We start from the raw sequence: 19,862 nt of genomic DNA, 5'->3' as shown, positions 1-19,862 counted from the left end.
AGAGGATGACGCAACGTGTCGCCGTCGTAACTGGTGCCCAGGGAGGTCTGGGTGAAAGTATGTGTAAGGCCCTGTGTGACCAGGACCGTCGAGTAGTGGGCAGCTACCTGCCATCTCAGGCAGCGGAAGCCCAGGCGTGGCAGGCAGAGATGAAAGACGCCGGCTACGAGATCGCCATCTACCCGCTGGATGTGACCGACTACGACTACTGCTGCAGCTTTATCGCCAAGGTGGAGGAAGAAGTGGGCGCCATCGACATTCTGGTGAACAACGCCGGTATCACCCGCGACGGCCCACTCAAACGCCTGCAGCCGGAGCAGTGGCAGGCGGTGCTGCGCACCAACCTCGACTCCATGTACAACATGTGCCAGCCGGTCTTTGAGGCGATGTGTAACCGCGGTTTCGGCCGTATCGTCAACATCTCCTCCCTCAATGGCGAGAAGGGCCAGTTTGGCCAGGCCAACTACTCCGCCGCCAAGGCCGGTATCTACGGTTTCACCAAGGCGATCGCCCAGGAAGGTGCGCGCAAGGGTGTGACCGTAAATGCGGTCTCTCCGGGTTACATTGATACGCCAATGGTTCGTCAGGTACCGGAGAAGGTGCTGGATGCCATCGTTGAGGGGATTCCAGTAGGTCGGCTGGGCCAGCCGGAGGAGATCGCCCGTGCGGTAACCTTCCTGACTGCAGAGGATGCTGGCTTTATCACCGGCACCAACCTGTCGGTGAACGGCGGCCAGTATATGAGCTAACCGGCCCGAAGAGTCCAAGACCTACACCTGCTACGCAGCGAAAAGGCCCTGCCCCAAATTAGAGGCAGGGCCTTTTTATTGTGCTCAAACACATTTGTAAATGTATGCCGCCGCAAAACCAATTACGAGACACCCGCAAACTGGTCTACACTCAAGCCTCTATCACTTATTGGTATCCGGCCGTCTGGCTGGATGGAGTCTAACCCTATGACTATCTTGCTTTTGGCATTGATCGTTTTCGCGTTTGTGATGATCGTGATCGAGGACGTGGTCCACGTGAACAAAGCGAAATCAACGCTGTTTATCGGCACCCTGGTATGGATACTCGCCTTTATCTTCCCCGAGCAGATCATCCACGACGGTAACGTTCAGGAAAAACTGAACGAAAACCTGTTGGAGATCGCCACCCTCTGGCTCTTTCTGATGGCCGCGATGACCTATGTTGCGTACCTCAACCAGAAAGGGCTGATCACCCAGTTGGTTTACCGGGTTCTGCCCGAACAGATCACCCAGCGTAAGCTGATGCTGATGATGGCCCTGTTGGCATTGCTGTTTTCGTCACTGGCGGACAACATCACCGCCTCCCTGATCATGCTGTCGCTGCTGGCATCACTGAATCTGGAGAAGAAAGACCTGTTAAAGTTCGCTACTTTGCTGGTATTTGCGGTGAACTCCGGCGGTGTTGCGCTGATTACCGGTGACGTAACCACCCTGATGATCTTCCTGGCCGGCAAGGTAGAGATCCTCGACCTGTTCCTGCTGATTCCGCCTGCCACCATTGGTGTTGCGGTGCTGGTGCTCTGTCTGATGTCGGGCTCCAACCAGGAATTCCAGCTGCCACGTTTCCGCCGTCCGATCTCGGGACGGGATAAGGTGATTGGTGCGCTATTCCTGTTAACTATCCTGAGCACACTGAGTTTCAGTACGCTGTACCAGATCCCACCGCTGCTGACCTTCCTGTTTGGCCTGTCGGTGATGTTCCTGGTGCATCAGATGCTGCATAAAAAAGACGATGAACGTCCGAACATCCTGGAATACATACGCGATATTGAGTTCGATACGCTGCTGTTCTTCCTGGGGGTTCTGCTGCTGGTTGGCATGCTGAAGGAGTTGTCGGTGCTGGATCACCTGCCGGAACTGTACAACGTGCTGCCAATCGCCATGGCCAACTACATTGTCGGTTTGCTCTCCGCCCTGGTGGATAACGTGCCACTTACCGCGGCGATTCTAAAATCCGGTGTTGTGATGGATAAAGCCCAATGGCTGGGTCTGACTTACGCCACCGGTGTGGGCGGTTCGATCCTGATCATCGGCTCTGCAGCGGGTGTGATCGCAATGAGCAAGATGAAGGAGCTGACCTTCCTCAGCTACATGCGCTTTATCCACTGGCTGCTGGTTGCCTATACCAGCGGTTACGTCTGTGTATTGGTGGCAGGATCGCTGTTCATCTAAAACATGCCGAGGCCAGCGCTCCCCGTCACAAAGGGAGTGCTGGCCGTACCCGATAATCCTCCGATTAATGGGGTGTTTGTGCTTGTTGATACCAATGCAGGCACGCCTCGGCCAAGGCATCGGTCGCATCCACGCCGACAGCTAAGTTGCTTGAGTCTATGTGCTCCAGCGCCAAGGGTATTTCAGTGCAACCCAGGATCACCCGCTCCAAGCCGTGCGCCAGAAACGCATCCACACACTTGTCCAACAGCGCACCACCTTCAGCCAGATTTCCCGCCTTCACCTGATAGATCCCAGCCATGATCTGTCGCTGCAACGACTCGTCCGGCAACGTCAGGGCGATACCTCGTTGCTCTAGCTGTTGCGCATAAAAGTTGGCCTTCAGGGTTCCATCGGTCGCCATCAGCCCAACGGAACGAACACTCTGCTGAACGAGCCTGTCACTGCACGCCTTGGCAATATGTAGCACCGGTACCGGACTGATCTCGACCAGATCCGGATGCCAGTAATGCGCTGTATTGCACGGGATGGCGATACAGCCCACACCGGCATTGGCCAGTGTCCGGACACCGTGCGATAGCGCCTTGAGAGGGGAAGCTTGGTTATCCAGCAGGTACGCGGTACGGTCAGGAATCTGTGGCACCGAATGCACCAACAACGGCAGATGATCCTGGTCTTTTTCGGCCGGTGTCTGGCGGATAATTTTCTCGACAAAATCAACGGTGGCAAGCGGCCCCATGCCACCCAAAACTCCGATCATCGTGCTCATCAGGAAATCTCCAGGGAATTTTCCGATACCCTAGGTTGTGTTGGACTCCACCGCCAATGCCATCTTGGCAGGCCCCATACTGCAACCGCATAAGGCTGATTAAACCCTTGCATATCAGACAGATACATACCGCATACCAAACTGGTATCGGTCAGGGGGTGTTGTTATAAAAAGAGCCCGCTCAAGAAACTTAGACCACGCGGTAGTACACTGAATAGGGCATTAGCCTTGGCGTACAAGCCGGTTTCGGCGTATATATGCCATCAATATCGGGTGAAGAGTTTTCCGTCATGAACATCGAAACGAAGTGGTTAGAGGATTTTCTGTCGCTGGCGAAAACACAGAGTTTCTCCCGTTCCGCCGAGGCACGGCATATGACCCAACCCGCCTTCAGCCGCCGCATTCGCGCGTTGGAAGAAGCAGTAGGCTGTGAGCTGGTCGACCGTACCAGCGTGCCGATACAACTCACCCCGGCCGGGCACCTGTTCCAGATCACCGCACAAAACCTGGTGAGTCAATTGGACGACTGTGTCTCCCATCTGCAGTCGCTGCAGCAGCGTGGTCCCGAGGTGATCGACTTTGCTGTGTCCCACACACTTTCGCTGTCGCTGTTTCCCCGTTTCCTGCAATCGCTGCAGGACGCATTGAGTAACATCCGCACCCGCCAATTGGTCGCCAATGTGGACGACAGCGTGCAGGCGCTGAAAAACGGCATCTGCGACTTCCTGCTCGCCTTCGAAAACCACAGCCTGACTACAGATCAGTTTCAGGCACTGCCGTTGGGGCAGGAGCAGCTGATCCCGGTCTGCCGTGCCAACGACGCGGGCAATCCGCTGTTTGACCTGGATAATCCCGGCCAGCAAACCATCCCCTATCTGGCCTACCCGAAGGAGATCTATCTGGGTCGCTGTGTTGAACAATTACTGCGACAGCCGCCCCGAAAGCTCGAATTGCAGCAGGCATTCGAATCCCCGCTGGCCGACAGCCTCAAGGTGATGGCCTTGCAGGGGATGGGAGTAGCCTGGGTGCCCAGCTTTGCTATCGAGAACGAACTGGAGCAGGGTTTTCTCGTGGCCTGCGGCGGCGAGCAGTGGCAACAACCGCTGAAGATCTACGTGTACCGCTGCAATCGGCCACTGTCGGCCAGCGCCGAAGCCTTGTGGCAGGTGCTGCAACAGCGATACGGAAAAGGGGAGGGCTAATGCGTATCAGACACTATCTGCCTGGGCTTCTCCTTTGTTGGTTCAGCCTGATCACGGCAAGCGCCAGCGCCGCTGCACCGGACGATCTGATCCGTATCGGCGGCGACCACAACTACCCGCCTTATGAATTCATCAACGAAGACGGCCAGCCGGATGGGTATAACACCGAACTGACTCGCGCCATCGCTGAGGTGATGGGGATGAACATCGAGATCCGGCTGGAACAGTGGGATACCATGCGAAACAACCTGGAGAGCGGCCAGGTGGACGCGCTGCAGGGTATGGTGCTGTCCGAGGACCGCACTCGCACCTACGCGTTCTCTCCGCCCCACGCCATTATTAACCAGTCGATTTTTGCCCGCCGAGGCGAGGCCCGAGCATCTGATCTAGCCGACTTGCGCGACAAAGAAGTTATTGTGCAGAACGGCGGCATCATGCACGACTATCTGCTTCAGAATAACGTTGGCGCCAACCTGATTCTGGTTGATACGCACGCCGATGCCCTGCGCCTACTCGCCTCCGGTCAGCACGACTACGCCCTGGTGGCTAACCTGCCGGGCCTCTATCTGGAGCGGGAGCTGGAACTGTCCAACATCACCCCGGTGGGTCAACCGTTTGGCGCTCAGCATTACGGCTACTCGGTACTCAAGGGCAACGAAGCCCTGTTAGCCCGCTTCAGCGAAGGTCTGGCGATCCTAAAGAACACCGGCCGCCAGCAGGAGATCTACGACAAGTGGCTGGGCCCGCTGGAGCAGCCCGGCTGGCCATGGGCGAAGATCGGTCAGATCACCGCCTGGGTTTCCGCCATCCTGCTGGTTGTTCTGGGTGGTATCGTGGTCTGGAACCGCATGCTTACCCGCCAGGTCAGCCGCCGTACCGCAGAGCTGAAACTGCAGCAACAACAGCTGATCCAGGCGGACAAGATGACCTCCCTGGGTATCCTGGTGTCCGGGGTCGCCCACGAGATCAACAACCCCAGCAGCCTGTTGCTGCTCAATCTGCCGGTGGTGAAGGACGCCTATCAGGATCTGGAAACTATTTTGGAAGAACACTATGAGCAGCATGGCGACTTCGACATGGGGGGACTGGCGTACAGCCGCATGCGCGACGAGATTCCCCGTATGCTGGACGACATGCTCGCCGGTACACACCGTATCCGCCGTATCGTTGATGACCTGCGCGACTTCGCCCGCCAGGGCCCGGCCGAACTGGATGAAATGGTCGACCTGAACGACGTGGTCGCCACCGCAATCCGCCTGGTGGACAACACCATTCGGCATTCCACCGATCATTTTGAGGCGAGCTACGGCGACAACCTGCCTGCGTTTCAGGGCAACGCCCAACGCATCGAGCAGGTGGTCATCAACCTGATCGTCAACGCCTGTCAGGCGCTGGAATCCAGCGATCGCAGCATTCAGGTGCGCACCTTGCTCACGCCTGACCGAAAACTGCACCTGGAAGTGCGCGATCAGGGTCGTGGTATCGAAGCCGACGATCTGTCGCGCCTGAGCGATCCGTTTTTCACCACCCGCCGCGAGCAGGGTGGGACTGGGTTGGGCCTCTCGGTCTCCGCCAGCATCGTGCAGGAACACAACGGCGATCTGACCTACCGTTCACAACCGGGCAAGGGCACCATCGCTATTCTTACATTACCGCTAAGCCAAGGAACCTCCGCACCATGAGCAGCAACCGCTACCCCAACTTCGGCATCCTACTGGTCGACGACGAGGCACCGTTCCTGCGCAGTCTCAGTATCGCGCTGGAACGTCGCGGCGGCTTCAACCATATCTACCAGTGCCAGGATAGCCGCGAAGCGATGGGCATCATTGCCCGCGAACCGATCGGACTCGTATTGCTCGACCTGACCATGCCCCACCTGTCCGGCGAAGCATTGCTGCAGCAGATCGTGGAGGAGCACCCCGAGGTGGGCGTAATTATTATCAGCGGCCTCAACCAGCTGGAAACAGCGGTCAACTGTATCCGCTTGGGTGCCTACGACTACTTTGTCAAAACCACCGAGGAGGATCGTCTGATCGAAGGCATTCGCCGCGCAGTACGCATGCAGGAGATGCGCCTGGAGAACCAGGAGATGCGCCGCCGCTTCCTCACCGACACCCTCGAGCACCCGGAGGTGTTTAACGACATCGTCACCCAGGACAAGGGGATGCGTTCGGTGTTCCAGTATCTGGAATCGGTTGCGGCCAGCAACCAACCGGTACTAGTCACCGGCGAGAGTGGGGTGGGTAAGGAGCTGATCGCCCAAGCCGTGCACACCCTGAGCAACCGTGCCGGTCCACTAGTGTCGGTCAACGTCGCAGGCCTTGATGACAACGTCTTTGCCGACACCCTGTTTGGCCACAGCCGCGGCGCCTTTACCGGGGCCGACAAGGCCCGCGCCGGGATGATCGAGCAGGCGGCCAACGGTACCCTGTTCCTCGACGAGATCGGCGACCTGAGCCAGGCTTCGCAGGTTAAGCTGCTGCGCCTGCTGCAGGAGGGGGAGTATTACCCGCTAGGCAGCGACCGGCCAAAACGGATCCACGCCCGCGTGGTGGTCGCCACCCACCAGGACCTGGAGCAAAAACAGCAGAGCGGCGAATTCCGTAAAGACCTCTACTACCGCCTGCGTATTCACCAGATCGAGATTCCGCCGCTGCGCAAACGCAAGGATGATATACCGCTGCTGCTGGAGCACTTTCTCGCCGTCGCGGCCGAAGAGATGGGCAAAACCAAACCCACCATCCCCAAGGAACTGCCGGTATTGCTGGAGAACTATAGCTTCCCAGGCAACGTGCGAGAGCTGCGGGCGCTGGCCTACGACGCCATGAGCCAGCACCGCGCCAAGATGCTCTCTATGGAGGTGTTCCGTCGCGCTTTGGGACAAGACACACCCATGCAGAGCGAAACCAGCAGCGAACCGGACTCCCTGTTCCCGGCTGACCGGCCGCTGCCAACCCTGCAGGAAGTGGGCGATCTGCTGGTCAACGAGGCAATGCAGCGCGCCCAGGGCAATCAGTCGCTGGCGTCAAAGCTGCTCGGCATTTCCCAGCCAGCGCTGAGCAAACGCCTGAAAAAACTCTCCTCTTAAATACCACCCCAGGAACCGTCCCCTGCCTCAGGCAGGGGAGTACGACCTCATCTTTCTGAACCCCTATAACCAGGGTTTGGGTTATAACCAATGGAATCACGTCTAACCCGTTGATTAAAAACACTAATCCACAAAAGCGCAGTTTCTGCTCATTCCTTTGGTTATACCCCTTTGTTTCACCATACCCTCCTGAAAATTCTGATATTTACCCAGCAAAAACAAACACTTAAACAACAAATACAAGTTTGGCACCCACCTTGCAAAGTCCTCTGTATCCAGGCTGTGGTTCTGTCGCGCCACCGCCTCACAACAAGAAGAAACACCAAGAGGACCACACCCAATGGGAAACACTGTTCAGCCACTCCGAGAGCCATCCATGCGGCGAGAAAAGGACCTGCTCGGCGAGGCGCGCGTACCCTACGATGCCTACTTTGGCGTTCAGACCCAGCGTGCCCGCGATAACTTCGACCTGAGCGGCGTACCGCTGAACCACTTTCCCCAGTTGGTTAACGCATTGGCGCTGGTCAAGCTGGCCTGTGCCAAGGCCAACCAGACTCTGGGCCTGCTGGATGACGGCAAAGCCGAAGCGATCGAGCAGGCGGTACAACTGATCCTCGACGGCCAGTACCACGATCAGTTCGTGGTCGACATGATCCAGGGCGGGGCCGGCACCTCCACTAACATGAACGCCAACGAGGTGATCGCCAACGTTGGCCTGGAACAGCTGGGCTACGCCAAGGGCGAATACAGCCATCTGCACCCGAACAACCACGTCAACATGTCGCAGTCGACCAACGATGCCTACCCAACAGCGGTACGCCTGGCGATCCTGCTGAAACACGGTGAGCTGGTGCAGGCGCTGGCATCCCTGCGCGATACCTTCGCCGCCAAAGGCGAGGAGTTTGCCGAGATCCTCAAGATGGGCCGCACCCAACTGCAGGATGCGGTACCGATGACCCTGGGCCAGGAGTTCCAGTCCTACGCCACCACCCTGGGCGAGGATATCGACCGCATCGCCGGTCTGTCCGAGTTGCTGAAAGAGATCAACCTGGGCGGCACCGCCATCGGCACCGGCATCAACACTGATCCAGAGTACGCCAAGCTGGCGGTGTGTCACCTGTCCGAACTGAGTGGTTTTGAGTTCAAACGAGCCTCCGATCTGGTCGAAGCCAGCTCCGATATGGGCGCCTTTGTGCTGTTCTCCGGCATGCTGAAACGCCTCGCCGTGAAACTCTCCAAGATTGCCAACGACCTGCGCATGCTCAGCATGGGTCCACGCTGTGGCCTCAACGAGATCAACCTGCCACCGCAACAACCGGGCAGCTCCATTATGCCGGGCAAGATCAACCCGGTGATTCCGGAAGCGGTCAACCAGGTGGCGTACCAGGTGATCGGCAACGACATGGCCGTGACCATGGCCGCCGAAGCGGGTCAGTTGCAGCTCAACGCCATGGAACCGCTGATCGCCTACAACGTGCTGGAGTCGATCCGTATGCTGACCCAGGCGATGCACATGCTGAAAAACCGCTGTGTACGTGGCATTACCGCCAACACCGAACGCTGCCAGGAACTGGTCGACCAGAGCATCGGCATCATCACCGCCGTGGTGCCCTACATCGGGTACGAGAACTCCAGCCGTATCGCCAAAACCGCCCTGGAAACCGGGCGTGGTGTGCTGGAGCTGATCCGCGAAGAGCAGCTGATGAGCGAAGAGGCCCTGGGCGAAATCCTGCAACCGTCCAACATGATCCGCCCCCAGCGCCGACGCGGCTGAGGGCCTAAATCCTGCTGCCTGCGTGCGGGCAGAAAACAACGATAAGAAAGGTAAATTGTGATGCAAGAGACAACTCTCACACCGAGCCGTAGCGGCTTTTGGAGCGACCTGGCGCTCTGGAAAAAAATCCTGGTCGGTATGATCCTGGGTGTTATCGTCGGTGCCGTGATGGGCCCGGATGCCGAGATGCTGAAACCAATCGGTACCCTGTTCATAAACGCCATCAAGATGCTGATCGTACCGCTGGTGTTCTGTTCCCTGGTGGTGGGTGTCACCTCCATGCAGGACACCCGTAAGATGGGCCGCATCGGCCTGAAGTCCGTGGTGCTGTACCTGGGTACCACCGCGGTGGCAATCACCATTGGCCTGGGTCTGGCGACCATCCTGACTCCGGGTGCGGGCCTGAACATGAGCCCGGCGGAAACAGCCGCAGTAGCAAAAGAAGCCCCAACCTTGGTGCAGACGCTGCTGAACATGATCCCGAAAAACCCGATCAACGCGCTGGCCGCGGGTAACATCCTGCAGATCATCGTCTTTGCCCTGGGTCTGGGTATCGCCCTGACCATGTGTGGTGAAAAAGCGGAACCGGCGATCAAGGTGTTCGAAAGCCTGGCAGAAGGCATGTACAAGCTGACCGAGCTGGTAATGAAGCTCGCGCCTTACGGTGTATTCGGCCTGATGGCCTGGGTAGCCGGTAAATACGGCATGGATATCCTGCTGCCACTGGCGAAAGTGATTGCGGCTGCGTACATCGGCTGCCTGATCCACGTAGTGGTGTTCTACAGCGGTCTGATCAGCACTGTGGGTCGCCTGAGCCCGGTGCGTTACCTGAAAGGCCTGGTAAACCCGGCAGCGGTTGCCTTCACCACTACCAGCAGCTCCGGCACTCTGCCTGCAACCATCAAAGCGGCGCGTGAAGAGATGGGCGTATCCAAAGGGATCTCCAGCTTCGTACTGCCCCTGGGTGCAACCATCAACATGGACGGCACCGCCCTGTACCAGGGTGTTTGCGCCCTGTTTATTGCCCAGGCATTTGGTATCGACCTAAGCATGGCCGACTACCTGCTGATCATCATGACTTCCACCTTGGCGTCTATCGGTACCGCCGGTGTTCCGGGTGCGGGTCTGATCATGCTGTCCCTGGTACTGACCACTGTGGGTCTGCCAATGGAAGGTTTGGCAATCGTCGCGGGTATCGACCGTATCCTGGATATGGCACGTACCAGCGTCAACGTATGTGGCGACCTGATGGTATCCGTGCTGGTTGGTAAGAGCGAAAACGAGCTGGACGAAGATATCTACAACGGTAACGAACCTACTCCGGCAAAAGAGCTGGCATAAACACCGTGTTCTCCTCGCCATTGTGGTGCCCCTATGGGGCGCTGCAATGGCACTCTCCCGACCACCTGAAGTCGCACCCACTCCCGCTTTCCGGTAAGCTGCACCCTGTTTTTCACAGTCAGTTTGATCGGGTTTCTATGTCCAACTTCTCCTCCCTCGGTTTATCGGATGCTCTGTTGCACGCGCTGGACGCGCTGAACTACCAACAACCTACACCGATCCAGACGCAGGCCGTGCCACAGGTACTGGCGGGGAAGGATCTGATGGCCGAAGCACAGACAGGTACCGGTAAAACCGCCGCCTTTGCGCTGCCGATCCTGGAGAAACTGGCGCAGCAGCCGGTCGAGGAATCCGTACGCCCGGTACGTTCCCTGGTGCTGGTACCCACCCGCGAGCTGGCGGTACAGGTGACCGACAGTTTTTACGCTTACGGCGAACAGCTGGGCATCCGCATTATCCCGATTTACGGTGGCGTGCGCGCCGAGAACCAGATCAAACGCCTAAAGCGCGGAGCGGACATTCTGGTGGCCACACCAGGCCGCTTGCTGGACCTGCTGGGTCGCGACGTGATCAGCCTGGAGAGCTTGCAGACTTTGGTGCTGGATGAAGCCGACCGCATGCTGGACCTGGGTTTCAGCCGCGAGATCGACAAACTGATGGCACAGATGCCGAAGGAGCGCCAGACGCTGCTGTTCTCGGCGACGTTTGCCGACAATATCACCGAACTTTCCCAGAAGATCCTTACCAATCCAGCCAAGATCAGCGTCGCCAAGCGCAACTCCACCGCCAAGACTGTGCAACAGCTGGCCTACCGGGTGGATAACCAGGACAAGGCCGATACCCTCAGCTACATGATCCACGGCGGTCAGTGGGCCCAGGTGCTGGTGTTTACCCGCACCAAGAAACGCGCCGACATTCTTACCGCCCATCTGCTGGAGGAGGGGATCAGCGCTGCTGCGATTCACGGCGACAAGAGCCAGCGTGACCGCTCGCGGGCACTGGATGCTTTCAAGCAGAACCAGGTACGGATTTTGGTGGCTACCGATGTGGCTGCCCGTGGCCTGGATATCGACGCACTGCCACGGGTGGTGAACTTCGACCTGCCCAACGTACCGGAAGCCTATGTACACCGCATTGGCCGTACCGGCCGAGCCGGTAGCAGCGGCCAGGCGATCTCGCTGGTCGCACCGGACGAGAAGGGATACCTGAAAGAGATCGAAAGCCTGATCAAACGGCCGCTGAAACTGAAACCGGTGCCGTATTACGAAGAGGGCAGTACCGAACCGGTCGACGTGGAGGAAGCACCACGCAAACCCAAACGCGCAAAACAGCCTGCCAAAGCCGCAGCTAAACCCCAAAAGAAGCTGACACCCCAGCAGCAGGCACGCAAAAAAGCCGAAGAGGAAGCGGACCGCCAAGCCGATGCCCGGCCAAGCCTGCGCCCTTCATTTATGTCCCTATCGGGCCGTAAAAAGCGCAAATAAGACGCCAATTGCGGAAAACACAGCAAAAAAGGCCATCCTCAGGGATGGCCTCTTTCGTTCTGCGTTACCACGCTTTATCAGAAGTTATCCGGCAGAATATTGGAGTAGTTGGAAAGCACATCCAGCTCCTCCTCAACGATCACAATGGCACCGCCGTTGCTGAAGGTTTCTGCCGCCGTACCGTTCACCACGGTATCTTCCCCCTGCACCCAGCCATCACCCAGCAGCAACACCTTGTCGCCACTGTCACCGGTGACAGTCAGCGTATTATCACCGTCGGTCAGGTTAAGTAGTGCATCCAGCGACACCGCCACCTGGGTAACCTCACTGCCTTCCAGCGTCAGCAATTCCAGATCGCTCACTTCGCCTTCCAGACTATAGAGGTGGAAGGACTGGTCGGTAGCCACGGTGGTGTTACCGGCACCGTCCACCGTCACGGTTTTGGGTTGTGGTGCGGCGGTCGCGCTTGATGCGGATTCAGCTTTCAGGCCAGTTACCGACGCATACATCTGAATATGGCTGGAGTGGCTGTTCACCTGGAACTCGTCACCCACAGCATTGCCGTCGGCATCGTAACGCTGACCAAAGATACCTTCCTCGGAGCCGTCGTTGCGGTCGGACGACCAGGTCACCACAAATCCGCCGTCGGAGAGGGCGCTGATATCGGTGCCTTCCTGGTCACGGTCGGTGTAAGTGTTCACCAGGAACTGGCCCCCTTTAGGGTCGCCATGTGCGTCAAACATTTGGGCATAGACACCGGAACGGTCACCATCTTCGCCGTAGAAGGAGTCCCAGCTGATCACGTAACCACCGCCCTCGAGGCCGGTCACCGCCGGTTCAGACTGGTACCCCTGGGTGGTGGTGTTCACCAGCATTTCGCCACCCTCCGGGTCACCGTTCACATCATACTGCTGCGCGTAGATTCCGGTTTGGGAGCCGTCCTGACGATCGGAGGTCCAGGTAATAATAAAACCACCGTTGCTCAGGGCGGCGATATCGGAGTGGTTCTGGTTGTTCCAAATATGACTGTTGGCCTGAAACTCGGTGCCGACTTTGTTGCCGTCTTCGTCGAATCGCTGGCCATAGATACCGTCACCGCGACCATCCTGACCGTAGGAGGTCCAGGTCACCACGTAACCACCATCTACCAGCGCTGTCACGGTGGATTCGTCCTGCTGCAGGAAGGTGTAGGTGTTGATCTGGTATTCGTCGCCTACCGGGTTACCCACCTCGTCGAAGTTCTGGCCAAACACACCGTAACCGCGACCGTCCTGGGCATAGGAAGACCAAGTCACCACAAAGCCGCCGTTTTCCAGGCCGGTGACGGCCGGTTCGTACTGGATGCCCTTGGTAAAACTGTTGATCTGGAACTCACCGCCCATCGCTTCGCCCTGGGCGTTATAGCGCTGACCAAAGATCCCCTCGTCACCACCGTCCTGCTCGTTGGAGACCCAGGTGATCACAAAGCCGCCGTCGCTCAGCGCACTGATCTGCGGCGCGGTCTGGTTACCGTAGTCGAAGGTGCTGACCAGGAACTCGTCACCTTCAGGATTGCCGTCCTTGTCGTAACGTTGTGCGTATACGGCCCAGTCTTCATTGCCGTCCTGACGGAAGGAGAGCCAGGTCACCACAAACCCTGCATCGCCAGCGCCTCCACCGGCCTGCAACAGGTTGAAACCACCCACGCTGGAGTCTTGCTGTACGTGATAGGAGGTGTCGTTGATCTGGAATTCACTGCCGACTGGGGTCGCGTCCTGGTCGAACATCTGCCCAAAGATACCGTTGGCGTGACCATCCTGCTCATCGGAGGTCCAGGTGATCACCACACCGCCGTTCTCGGTGGCGCTGATCGCCGGCTCGTACTGTTCGGCATAGGTTTCGGTGTTCACCAGGAACTGATTACCGACGGTGTTGTTACTGCTGTCGAACTTCTGCGCATAGATACCCCAGCGGTCGCCATCCTGGTCTTCGGAGGCCCAGGCGACGATGTAACCACCGTCACCCGTGGCCGCTACCACCGGGCTGCGCTGGATATCCGCATCATGGGTGTTGATCTTGAATTCGCTGCCCACCGGGTTGGAGTTGGCGTCATAGCGCTGACCATAGATGTCGTCACGCAACACCGCATCCAGGCCACCCTGGCCGTAGGAGGACCACACCACGATATAACCGCCGTCATCCAGTCGGGTAACCGACGATTTGGCCTGGTTGTTGGTTTCGTAAGTGTTAACGCGGAACTCGGCACCGTCCGGCTGGTTGTCCTTATCGTATTGCTGCGCAAACACACCCCAACCACGCCCATCCTGACCGTAGGAGGTCCAGCTCACCAGATAGCCACCATCGTTCATGGCAGTGATCTGGGAATCAAACTGCTGGTTGTAGTCTTCGGTATTAACCTTGTACTCGGTCACCTCGTACGCCACTCCGTCCTTGTCGTAACGCTGGGCATAGAGGTTGTAGTTGGAAGTACCGCCATCGTAAGCGGTCCAGCTGATCACGTATCCACCGTCATCCAGACCGGTCACATGGGGTTTGTACTGGATACCCGCGATGGTGTCGTTAACCTGGAACTCGACACCCACCGTATTACCGTCAGCGTCGTAACGCTGGGCGAAAACTCCTTCGTCGGAGCCGTCGGCATCGCTGTCCACCCAGGTAACGATAAAGCCGCCATCGAGCAGCATCGCCACAGTTGGATCGGACTGGTTATTGGCAGTGGTGGTGTTGACCTGGAATTCGGCACCGATCGGCTGCCCGTTGTCATCAAAACGCTGGGCAAAAACGCCCCAGTTGTCGCCATCCTGCTTATAGGAAACCCAAGTGCTTACAAATGCCGTTGCGGTACTCATGAACCTGTCCCTGGTGGTTTACCGAAATGGGGTTACCTGTGCACCGGTATGTCCTAAATAGAGGGGGACACCACCGCATATACAGATCGTTTAATATCAATTGCACTGGATAATAATCCACCAACCCTGGCACGGGTACTACGAGTAGTTACAGCCAATTATTGAACGAATAGTATTCGTTGACCTGACGCAAACAAGCGTTTGCCCCGTTTAGAAAGGTGCTTTGAAAAACCAGTCATTGCGAACCACGCCTGTCCGCTCATGGTTTTCGTTGAAAAATGAGTTTTCGTTAAAAAACTTGATCTTATCCACCCCTGAGACGCTCTCCTGCCACAATTTCGGTCTACTCTGAATACATAGACTCTACCTTTTTGTAGTCAAGATGATGATTCAAAGGACCATGAGCAACATCTGCTCCAGCCCCCAGATTTTCCCTAATACATCCAATTACCTAGGAGCACGTTCCCTCCCATGAAGTGGTTTCTGGTGTTGCTTATTGTTATTCACAGCACGATTGCCTTTGCCTTGCCTAAGCAAACAGCGCAGGGGCAACAGGCGGTATCCCTGCAGCTGCTGTGGAAACACCAGTTCCAGTTCGCAGGTTATTACGTCGCCAAAGAGAAAGGCTTTTACGAGGAAGCAGGCCTGGACGTTGAGATACGCGAGTTCAATAACCAGGTGGATCTGGTGGGGGACGTGCAGAGAGGGAAATCAGACTTTGCCGTAGGTCGCTCCTCACTGCTGATTGATAAAGCCAAGGGGCAGGATATCGTGGCCCTGTTTGCCGCCTTCCAACAATCGCCGTTGATGCTGCTGTCCAAGGCAAGTTCCGGGATCAAGAGCCCCAAGGATCTGAAGGGCAAGCGGCTCATGATCACCCATGATGCGGAACAGGTGGCCGAGGTGATGGCGATGCTGCTGCAGGCGGGTCTACGCAACACTGACTACGAACACCAGCAGCACAGCTTTAACCTGCAGGACCTGATCGACGGTAAAACCGACGCGATGGGTTCCTATATCTCCAACGAGCCGTTCCAAATGGAACAGAAAGGGATTCCCTACACGATCCTGTATCCTGCCGATTTCGGCTTCGATATGTACGCCGATATCCTGTTTACATCGCGCAAGCTGGTTGACGAACACCCCGATCTCACCCTGCAATTTTACGAGGCCTCACTGAAGGGCTGGCACTATGCCTTTGAACATATCGAGGACACTGCACAGCTGATTCACGAACACTACAACTCGCAGAACCGCAGCCTCGACGCCCTGATCTACGAGGGCAATGCGCTGAAAAAGCTCGCCTTTGATGAAAAGGGTTACTTCGGCACACTCTCCCCTGAGCAGTTCGAGAGCATGGCCAAGTTGTACCTGATCATCGGTGCCCTGAGCCCCAACTACGACATCAGGGACTTCATCTATAAGCCCGAAGGGCTCATGTTCACCGAGCGGGAACGGGCCTACCTGACCCACAAAGGCGACATTACTATCTGTGCCAGCCGGGACTGGATGCCGTACCAGGGCTTCAAGGACAACAACTATCAAGGTCTGGTATCCGACTACATGAGCCTGCTGCTCGGAAAACTGGATGTAAACATCACCGTGATGCCGAGCGATTCCTGGCCGCAAACGCTCACCATGATCCGTTCCGGTCTGTGTGACATCGCGCCTGGTGCCATGGCCACCCCTCAACGCGGGCAGTATCTGGCCTTCACACGTCCTTACCTCAGTATGCCAGCCGTGGTTGCTGTCCATAACCGCTCCCAATTTGGCGATACGGCAGAGGAGCTGGCGGACAAACGTCTGGCCGTACGGTCCGATTCCGCATTTTACGAAATCCTGGTCAATCGCTACCCCAATGCTGCGATTGTGCCGGTAGCCTCGGTCAGCGACGGCCTGCGCCGTCTCGAAACCGGCGATGTCTTTGGCTTCATCGATGCACCTGCCAGTATCAGCTACACCATGCAGGCGGAGCACCTTCTGGATATCACCCTGTACAACTCCCTCAACGACCAGTGGGATCTGAGTGTGGCCGTGCGACGGGACAACCAGATTCTGCTGGATATCTTCAATCGCATCATCGGCACGCTGAGCCCCCAGGAGCATAACGGCATCGCTAACCAATGGCTCAATATCCGCTACGCCTACAAGGTTGATTACTCCCGTGTCTGGTTGGTGGGTGCGATCTTCCTGCTGATCCTGGCGTTGGTAGCCTACCGCTACAAAGTCGTGGCGGGTTATAACCGGCAGCTCAAATTTATGGCGCAGCACGACGCCCTGACCGGCATCTCCAACCGCAACAAACTGTATGAATACCTCGACAACGGCCTTGAGCTTTACCGCCGTTACGAGCGCCCATCGGCGGTGATCTTCTTTGATGTGGATGACTTCAAGCAGGTAAATGACCAGCACGGCCATAATGAAGGTGACCGGATACTGATTGAGATCGCCGACATCGTAAAAAGCACGATCCGTAAAACCGACCAGATTGGACGCTGGGGGGGCGAGGAGTTTCTGATCATTCTGCCCGAATCCGACCTGGAGATGGCCGCCGTGCTAGCGGAAAAACTGCGCGCAACCATCGAGCAGCACGACTTTGGCCTGGGTACAGGCAACCTGACCTGTAGTTTTGGCATCTCCCAGGTGCAGCAGGCCGATACCATCGCCAGCCTGGTCCATCGGGCCGACAAAGCGCTGTATTTATCCAAAAATGGTGGCAAAAACTGCGTACGTATTGCTGAATCTTCACCGCAGTCTGCGTAAACTGCGAGCCTGATCTGGTTATCACCGAGCCCGTTAAGGATATCCCATGCTGCCGCTTCAACTGCGCCAATTGCCGTTCTATTGCCTGCTGTTTCTGGTGACCTACCTGAGCGTAATGCCCTCTGTAGAAACACCGGGGTTTGAACTATCCGACAAAGTACTGCACTTCCTTGCCTATCTGGGCCTGGCGGTCTGGGCCTATTTCGGTTTTCCCAAGGCCGGGTGGAAGCTCGCGCTGATTGTTGTGCTGTGGGGTATCGGTATTGAACTGGTGCAGTGGCAACTGCCGACCCGCGCCTTTGAACTGCTTGATATCCTGGCCAACTCCCTGGGTGCTCTCGCTGGCTGGCAGATTATGAAAGGGCTGCAGCGCATCTGCCCCAGATTAGCCTGACCGATCCCCTCGCAAGTCACCCTCGCAAGGGCTATGGCACTCGCCACGCCCTTCACTGCCAGATATGACACCATCCATTAAAGCCACATGCCATATCTGTCATTCAAAATGCAGTCCCTGACTCTGCATTAAGACAGCATCAGCAACAAATACATTTATATTTCATAGAGTTAAATCATCAAAATCTAAGTTGGCACCGCCGTTGCTATATACAAGTCAAAGGCTTAAGACTGTGAGAGGAATCAAGCTATGTCTCATGACGAACAAGGTGTTGAAATTATTGGTGTAGTGCCTTCCATCCTGATGGTTCTGGTGGGATTGATCATCGCCATCTTCCCGATGCTGGTCCAGGTCGGCCTGCTGCTGTAAACCCGATAGGCTCCAACAGATTTCCATTTCTTCCCGTTCTATCACCCTGCCCAATCAGGGTTTTTCGCCGGAGCAGATTGCTCCGGCTTTTTATTGCCCGCTATATACAGCGGTATCCGGATGGAACGCGTACCAGGCAAACCAGAACAGATTCACGGCTGGCAGCTCCGTACCCGCTGAGGTGAAGATCCGACCGGTGCGTTTAGCCGCATCGAAGCGAATTTCCAGGGTTTGTCCGGCAAATTCATCCCACACCCACTGCACTTTTTCTTTGGCTAACTCCGCAAAAGGGTAGGCCTTAAACTGCCCATTGATTTCGATGCCCAGCACCCGCTCTTTGGGGTGGTAACGACGGCTGCTGAATGCCACCGGGAAAAATACCCCCTCGTCCCGTGCGTACTGGTAATAGGGGTTGCGGTGGTAGTCCCGCTTAAACCCGGTATCCCGGCTCAAGACCTCGCCCTGTGGATAACGCGCACGCCAATCCGACCAGCGTTCGAGACTTAACGGAATCAGTTTCAACGTTTCCCCTTTCAACGGGCCAGAGATCGCTTGTGAACGGATTTGTGACCAGAGCGATTTGGTTTCCTGGTCATACAGCAGCACATCGCTGTTGTAGAGCAGCCCAGACACACCAAAAGTGAGATTACGACCGGCAACGTTGGGGGAGAACGCCATACCACTGCCACACAACGGGCAGTAGGTGATCAGAATCGGATTGCCGGCAACACGGTCATTCACCACTTCATGCCAGTTAAGGATAGGAAGGGGGTAGGCGCGTTCTGCACCGTGCCAGGTCAGTGCCAGGACCAGTGCATCCGCTTTCAGCCAGCGCACCTGATCGGCTTGATCAAAACGGGGATGGGTAATCGCAGGGATGCCGTCTTTGTCTGGACCACCTGCATGAATTTCATCTGCGGGAATAAGTGTGTTGGAAATATCGAAGCCGTTGTAAGCCTGCACATGGGAGCGAATTACCCAGACAACCAGCAACGCAAACATGACGACCAGCCAGAATCGGGAAGATCGGAATAGCGCCATAGCAAACACCCAGAACGGTAATGTCTGATGTTTTTGATCAATTACTATGGGAAAAATTCAATTTGGAGGGGAGGGCACCGATTGGTGCAGATGGGGAGACTCGAACTCCCACGCCCGTGAAGGCACTAGCACCTGAAGCTAGCGTGTCTACCAATTCCACCACCTCGGCGAAGAGGAGCCGCAGATTACTAGGACCTAGTGATTCTGTCAACGCGAGCCGGACCGCAACCGCAGTTGCAAGGACATTAAAGTGAGCCAAAAAGACCCCCCGGCATCACGAGAAGCCGCGCGCTATGCGGTGCCAATTGCAAGCCGAGAATGGATCCTGACCCTTTTAGATGAAGTCGGCAAACCACTTACAGCAAAGCAAATCGCCGGTCGATTATCCATTGATTCAGCGGAATCAAAAAAAGCCCTGAAGTCTCGATTGGCCGCGATGTTGCGGAGTGGTCAAATATCCATCAATGCTCGGTCGGGATATTCATCAAGGCCAGCGCCATCCCTGCTTGAAGGGACGGTTTCGGCGCATCGAGATGGCTTTGGGTTTTTGGTTCTTGACGCTGAGTCTGACGACATTTATCTAAGCT

The 19,862-nt window shown here is 56.7% G+C and carries 13 protein-coding genes and 1 pseudogene; 11 read left to right on the top strand and 3 right to left on the bottom strand.

The window, feature by feature from the left end:
* Positions 1-5 precede the first annotated feature (5 nt).
* Positions 6-749 carry an acetoacetyl-CoA reductase gene (gene phbB / locus ACEQ15_RS03200; protein WP_370277592.1) on the top strand — a complete coding sequence of 248 codons (744 nt, stop codon included), beginning with the start codon at positions 6-8 and terminating at the stop codon, positions 747-749.
* A gap of 207 nt (positions 750-956) precedes the next feature.
* Positions 957-2,201 (top strand): sodium:proton antiporter NhaD, encoded by a 1,245-nt coding sequence (nhaD, locus tag ACEQ15_RS03195; protein ID WP_370277591.1) that lies wholly within the window; start codon positions 957-959, stop codon positions 2,199-2,201.
* A 64-nt stretch (positions 2,202-2,265) separates the two neighbouring features.
* Here the strand turns inward: nhaD and ACEQ15_RS03190 are convergent, their stop codons facing one another.
* The gene (locus ACEQ15_RS03190) at positions 2,266-2,970 is read right to left on the bottom strand and encodes an aspartate/glutamate racemase family protein (protein WP_370277590.1); all 705 of its coding nucleotides are present in this window, start codon (positions 2,968-2,970) and stop codon (positions 2,266-2,268) included.
* Positions 2,971-3,260: 290 nt separating this feature from the next.
* On the opposite strand from ACEQ15_RS03190, the gene ACEQ15_RS03185 reads away from it, so the two are divergent.
* The 6 genes from ACEQ15_RS03185 to ACEQ15_RS03160 all read left to right on the top strand — a co-directional run bounded on the left by ACEQ15_RS03185 (position 3,261) and on the right by ACEQ15_RS03160 (position 11,859).
* Entirely contained in the window at positions 3,261-4,172 is a 912-nt protein-coding gene (locus ACEQ15_RS03185; RefSeq protein ID WP_370277589.1) for a LysR substrate-binding domain-containing protein, read from the top strand.
* Positions 4,172-5,854: a transporter substrate-binding domain-containing protein gene (locus ACEQ15_RS03180; RefSeq protein WP_370277588.1), complete on the top strand. Its 1,683-nt coding sequence runs from the start codon at positions 4,172-4,174 to the stop codon at positions 5,852-5,854. Before ACEQ15_RS03185 ends, ACEQ15_RS03180 begins: the two co-directional genes overlap by 1 nt.
* Positions 5,851-7,260, top strand: a complete 1,410-nt coding sequence (locus ACEQ15_RS03175; protein ID WP_370277587.1) for a sigma-54-dependent transcriptional regulator — start codon at positions 5,851-5,853, stop codon at positions 7,258-7,260. The genes ACEQ15_RS03180 and ACEQ15_RS03175 overlap by 4 nt, the downstream gene beginning before the upstream one ends.
* A gap of 376 nt (positions 7,261-7,636) precedes the next feature.
* Complete coding sequence (locus ACEQ15_RS03170) at positions 7,637-9,034, top strand: aspartate ammonia-lyase (protein WP_370277586.1); 1,398 nt, start codon at positions 7,637-7,639, stop codon at positions 9,032-9,034.
* A gap of 60 nt (positions 9,035-9,094) precedes the next feature.
* Positions 9,095-10,375 carry a dicarboxylate/amino acid:cation symporter gene (locus ACEQ15_RS03165; protein WP_370277585.1) on the top strand — a complete coding sequence of 427 codons (1,281 nt, stop codon included), beginning with the start codon at positions 9,095-9,097 and terminating at the stop codon, positions 10,373-10,375.
* 137 nt (positions 10,376-10,512) lie between these two features.
* Positions 10,513-11,859: a DEAD/DEAH box helicase gene (locus tag ACEQ15_RS03160; RefSeq protein ID WP_370277583.1), complete on the top strand. Its 1,347-nt coding sequence runs from the start codon at positions 10,513-10,515 to the stop codon at positions 11,857-11,859.
* 77 nt (positions 11,860-11,936) lie between these two features.
* Here ACEQ15_RS03160 and ACEQ15_RS03155 read toward each other — a convergent pair whose 3' ends face one another.
* Complete coding sequence (locus ACEQ15_RS03155) at positions 11,937-14,708, bottom strand: hypothetical protein (protein WP_370277582.1); 2,772 nt, start codon at positions 14,706-14,708, stop codon at positions 11,937-11,939.
* 471 nt (positions 14,709-15,179) lie between these two features.
* Between ACEQ15_RS03155 and ACEQ15_RS03150 the strand changes: the two genes are divergently transcribed.
* Entirely contained in the window at positions 15,180-17,471 is a 2,292-nt protein-coding gene (locus ACEQ15_RS03150) for an ABC transporter substrate-binding protein (protein ID WP_370277581.1), read from the top strand.
* Between the two features lie 46 nt (positions 17,472-17,517).
* Positions 17,518-17,865: a VanZ family protein gene (locus ACEQ15_RS03145; RefSeq protein WP_370277580.1), complete on the top strand. Its 348-nt coding sequence runs from the start codon at positions 17,518-17,520 to the stop codon at positions 17,863-17,865.
* Between the two features lie 459 nt (positions 17,866-18,324).
* Here the strand turns inward: ACEQ15_RS03145 and ACEQ15_RS03140 are convergent, their stop codons facing one another.
* Complete coding sequence (locus ACEQ15_RS03140; protein WP_370277579.1) at positions 18,325-19,275, bottom strand: DUF3179 domain-containing protein; 951 nt, start codon at positions 19,273-19,275, stop codon at positions 18,325-18,327.
* 250 nt (positions 19,276-19,525) lie between these two features.
* On the opposite strand from ACEQ15_RS03140, the pseudogene ACEQ15_RS03135 reads away from it, so the two are divergent.
* Positions 19,526-19,862, top strand: a pseudogene (locus ACEQ15_RS03135) (ribonuclease R); the annotation flags it as partial.

It is taken from the genome of Pontibacterium sp., from assembly GCF_964228735.1.
Classification (GTDB): Bacteria; Pseudomonadota; Gammaproteobacteria; order Pseudomonadales; family Balneatricaceae; genus Pontibacterium.
This window is presented reverse-complemented; position numbering and strand designations above follow the sequence as displayed.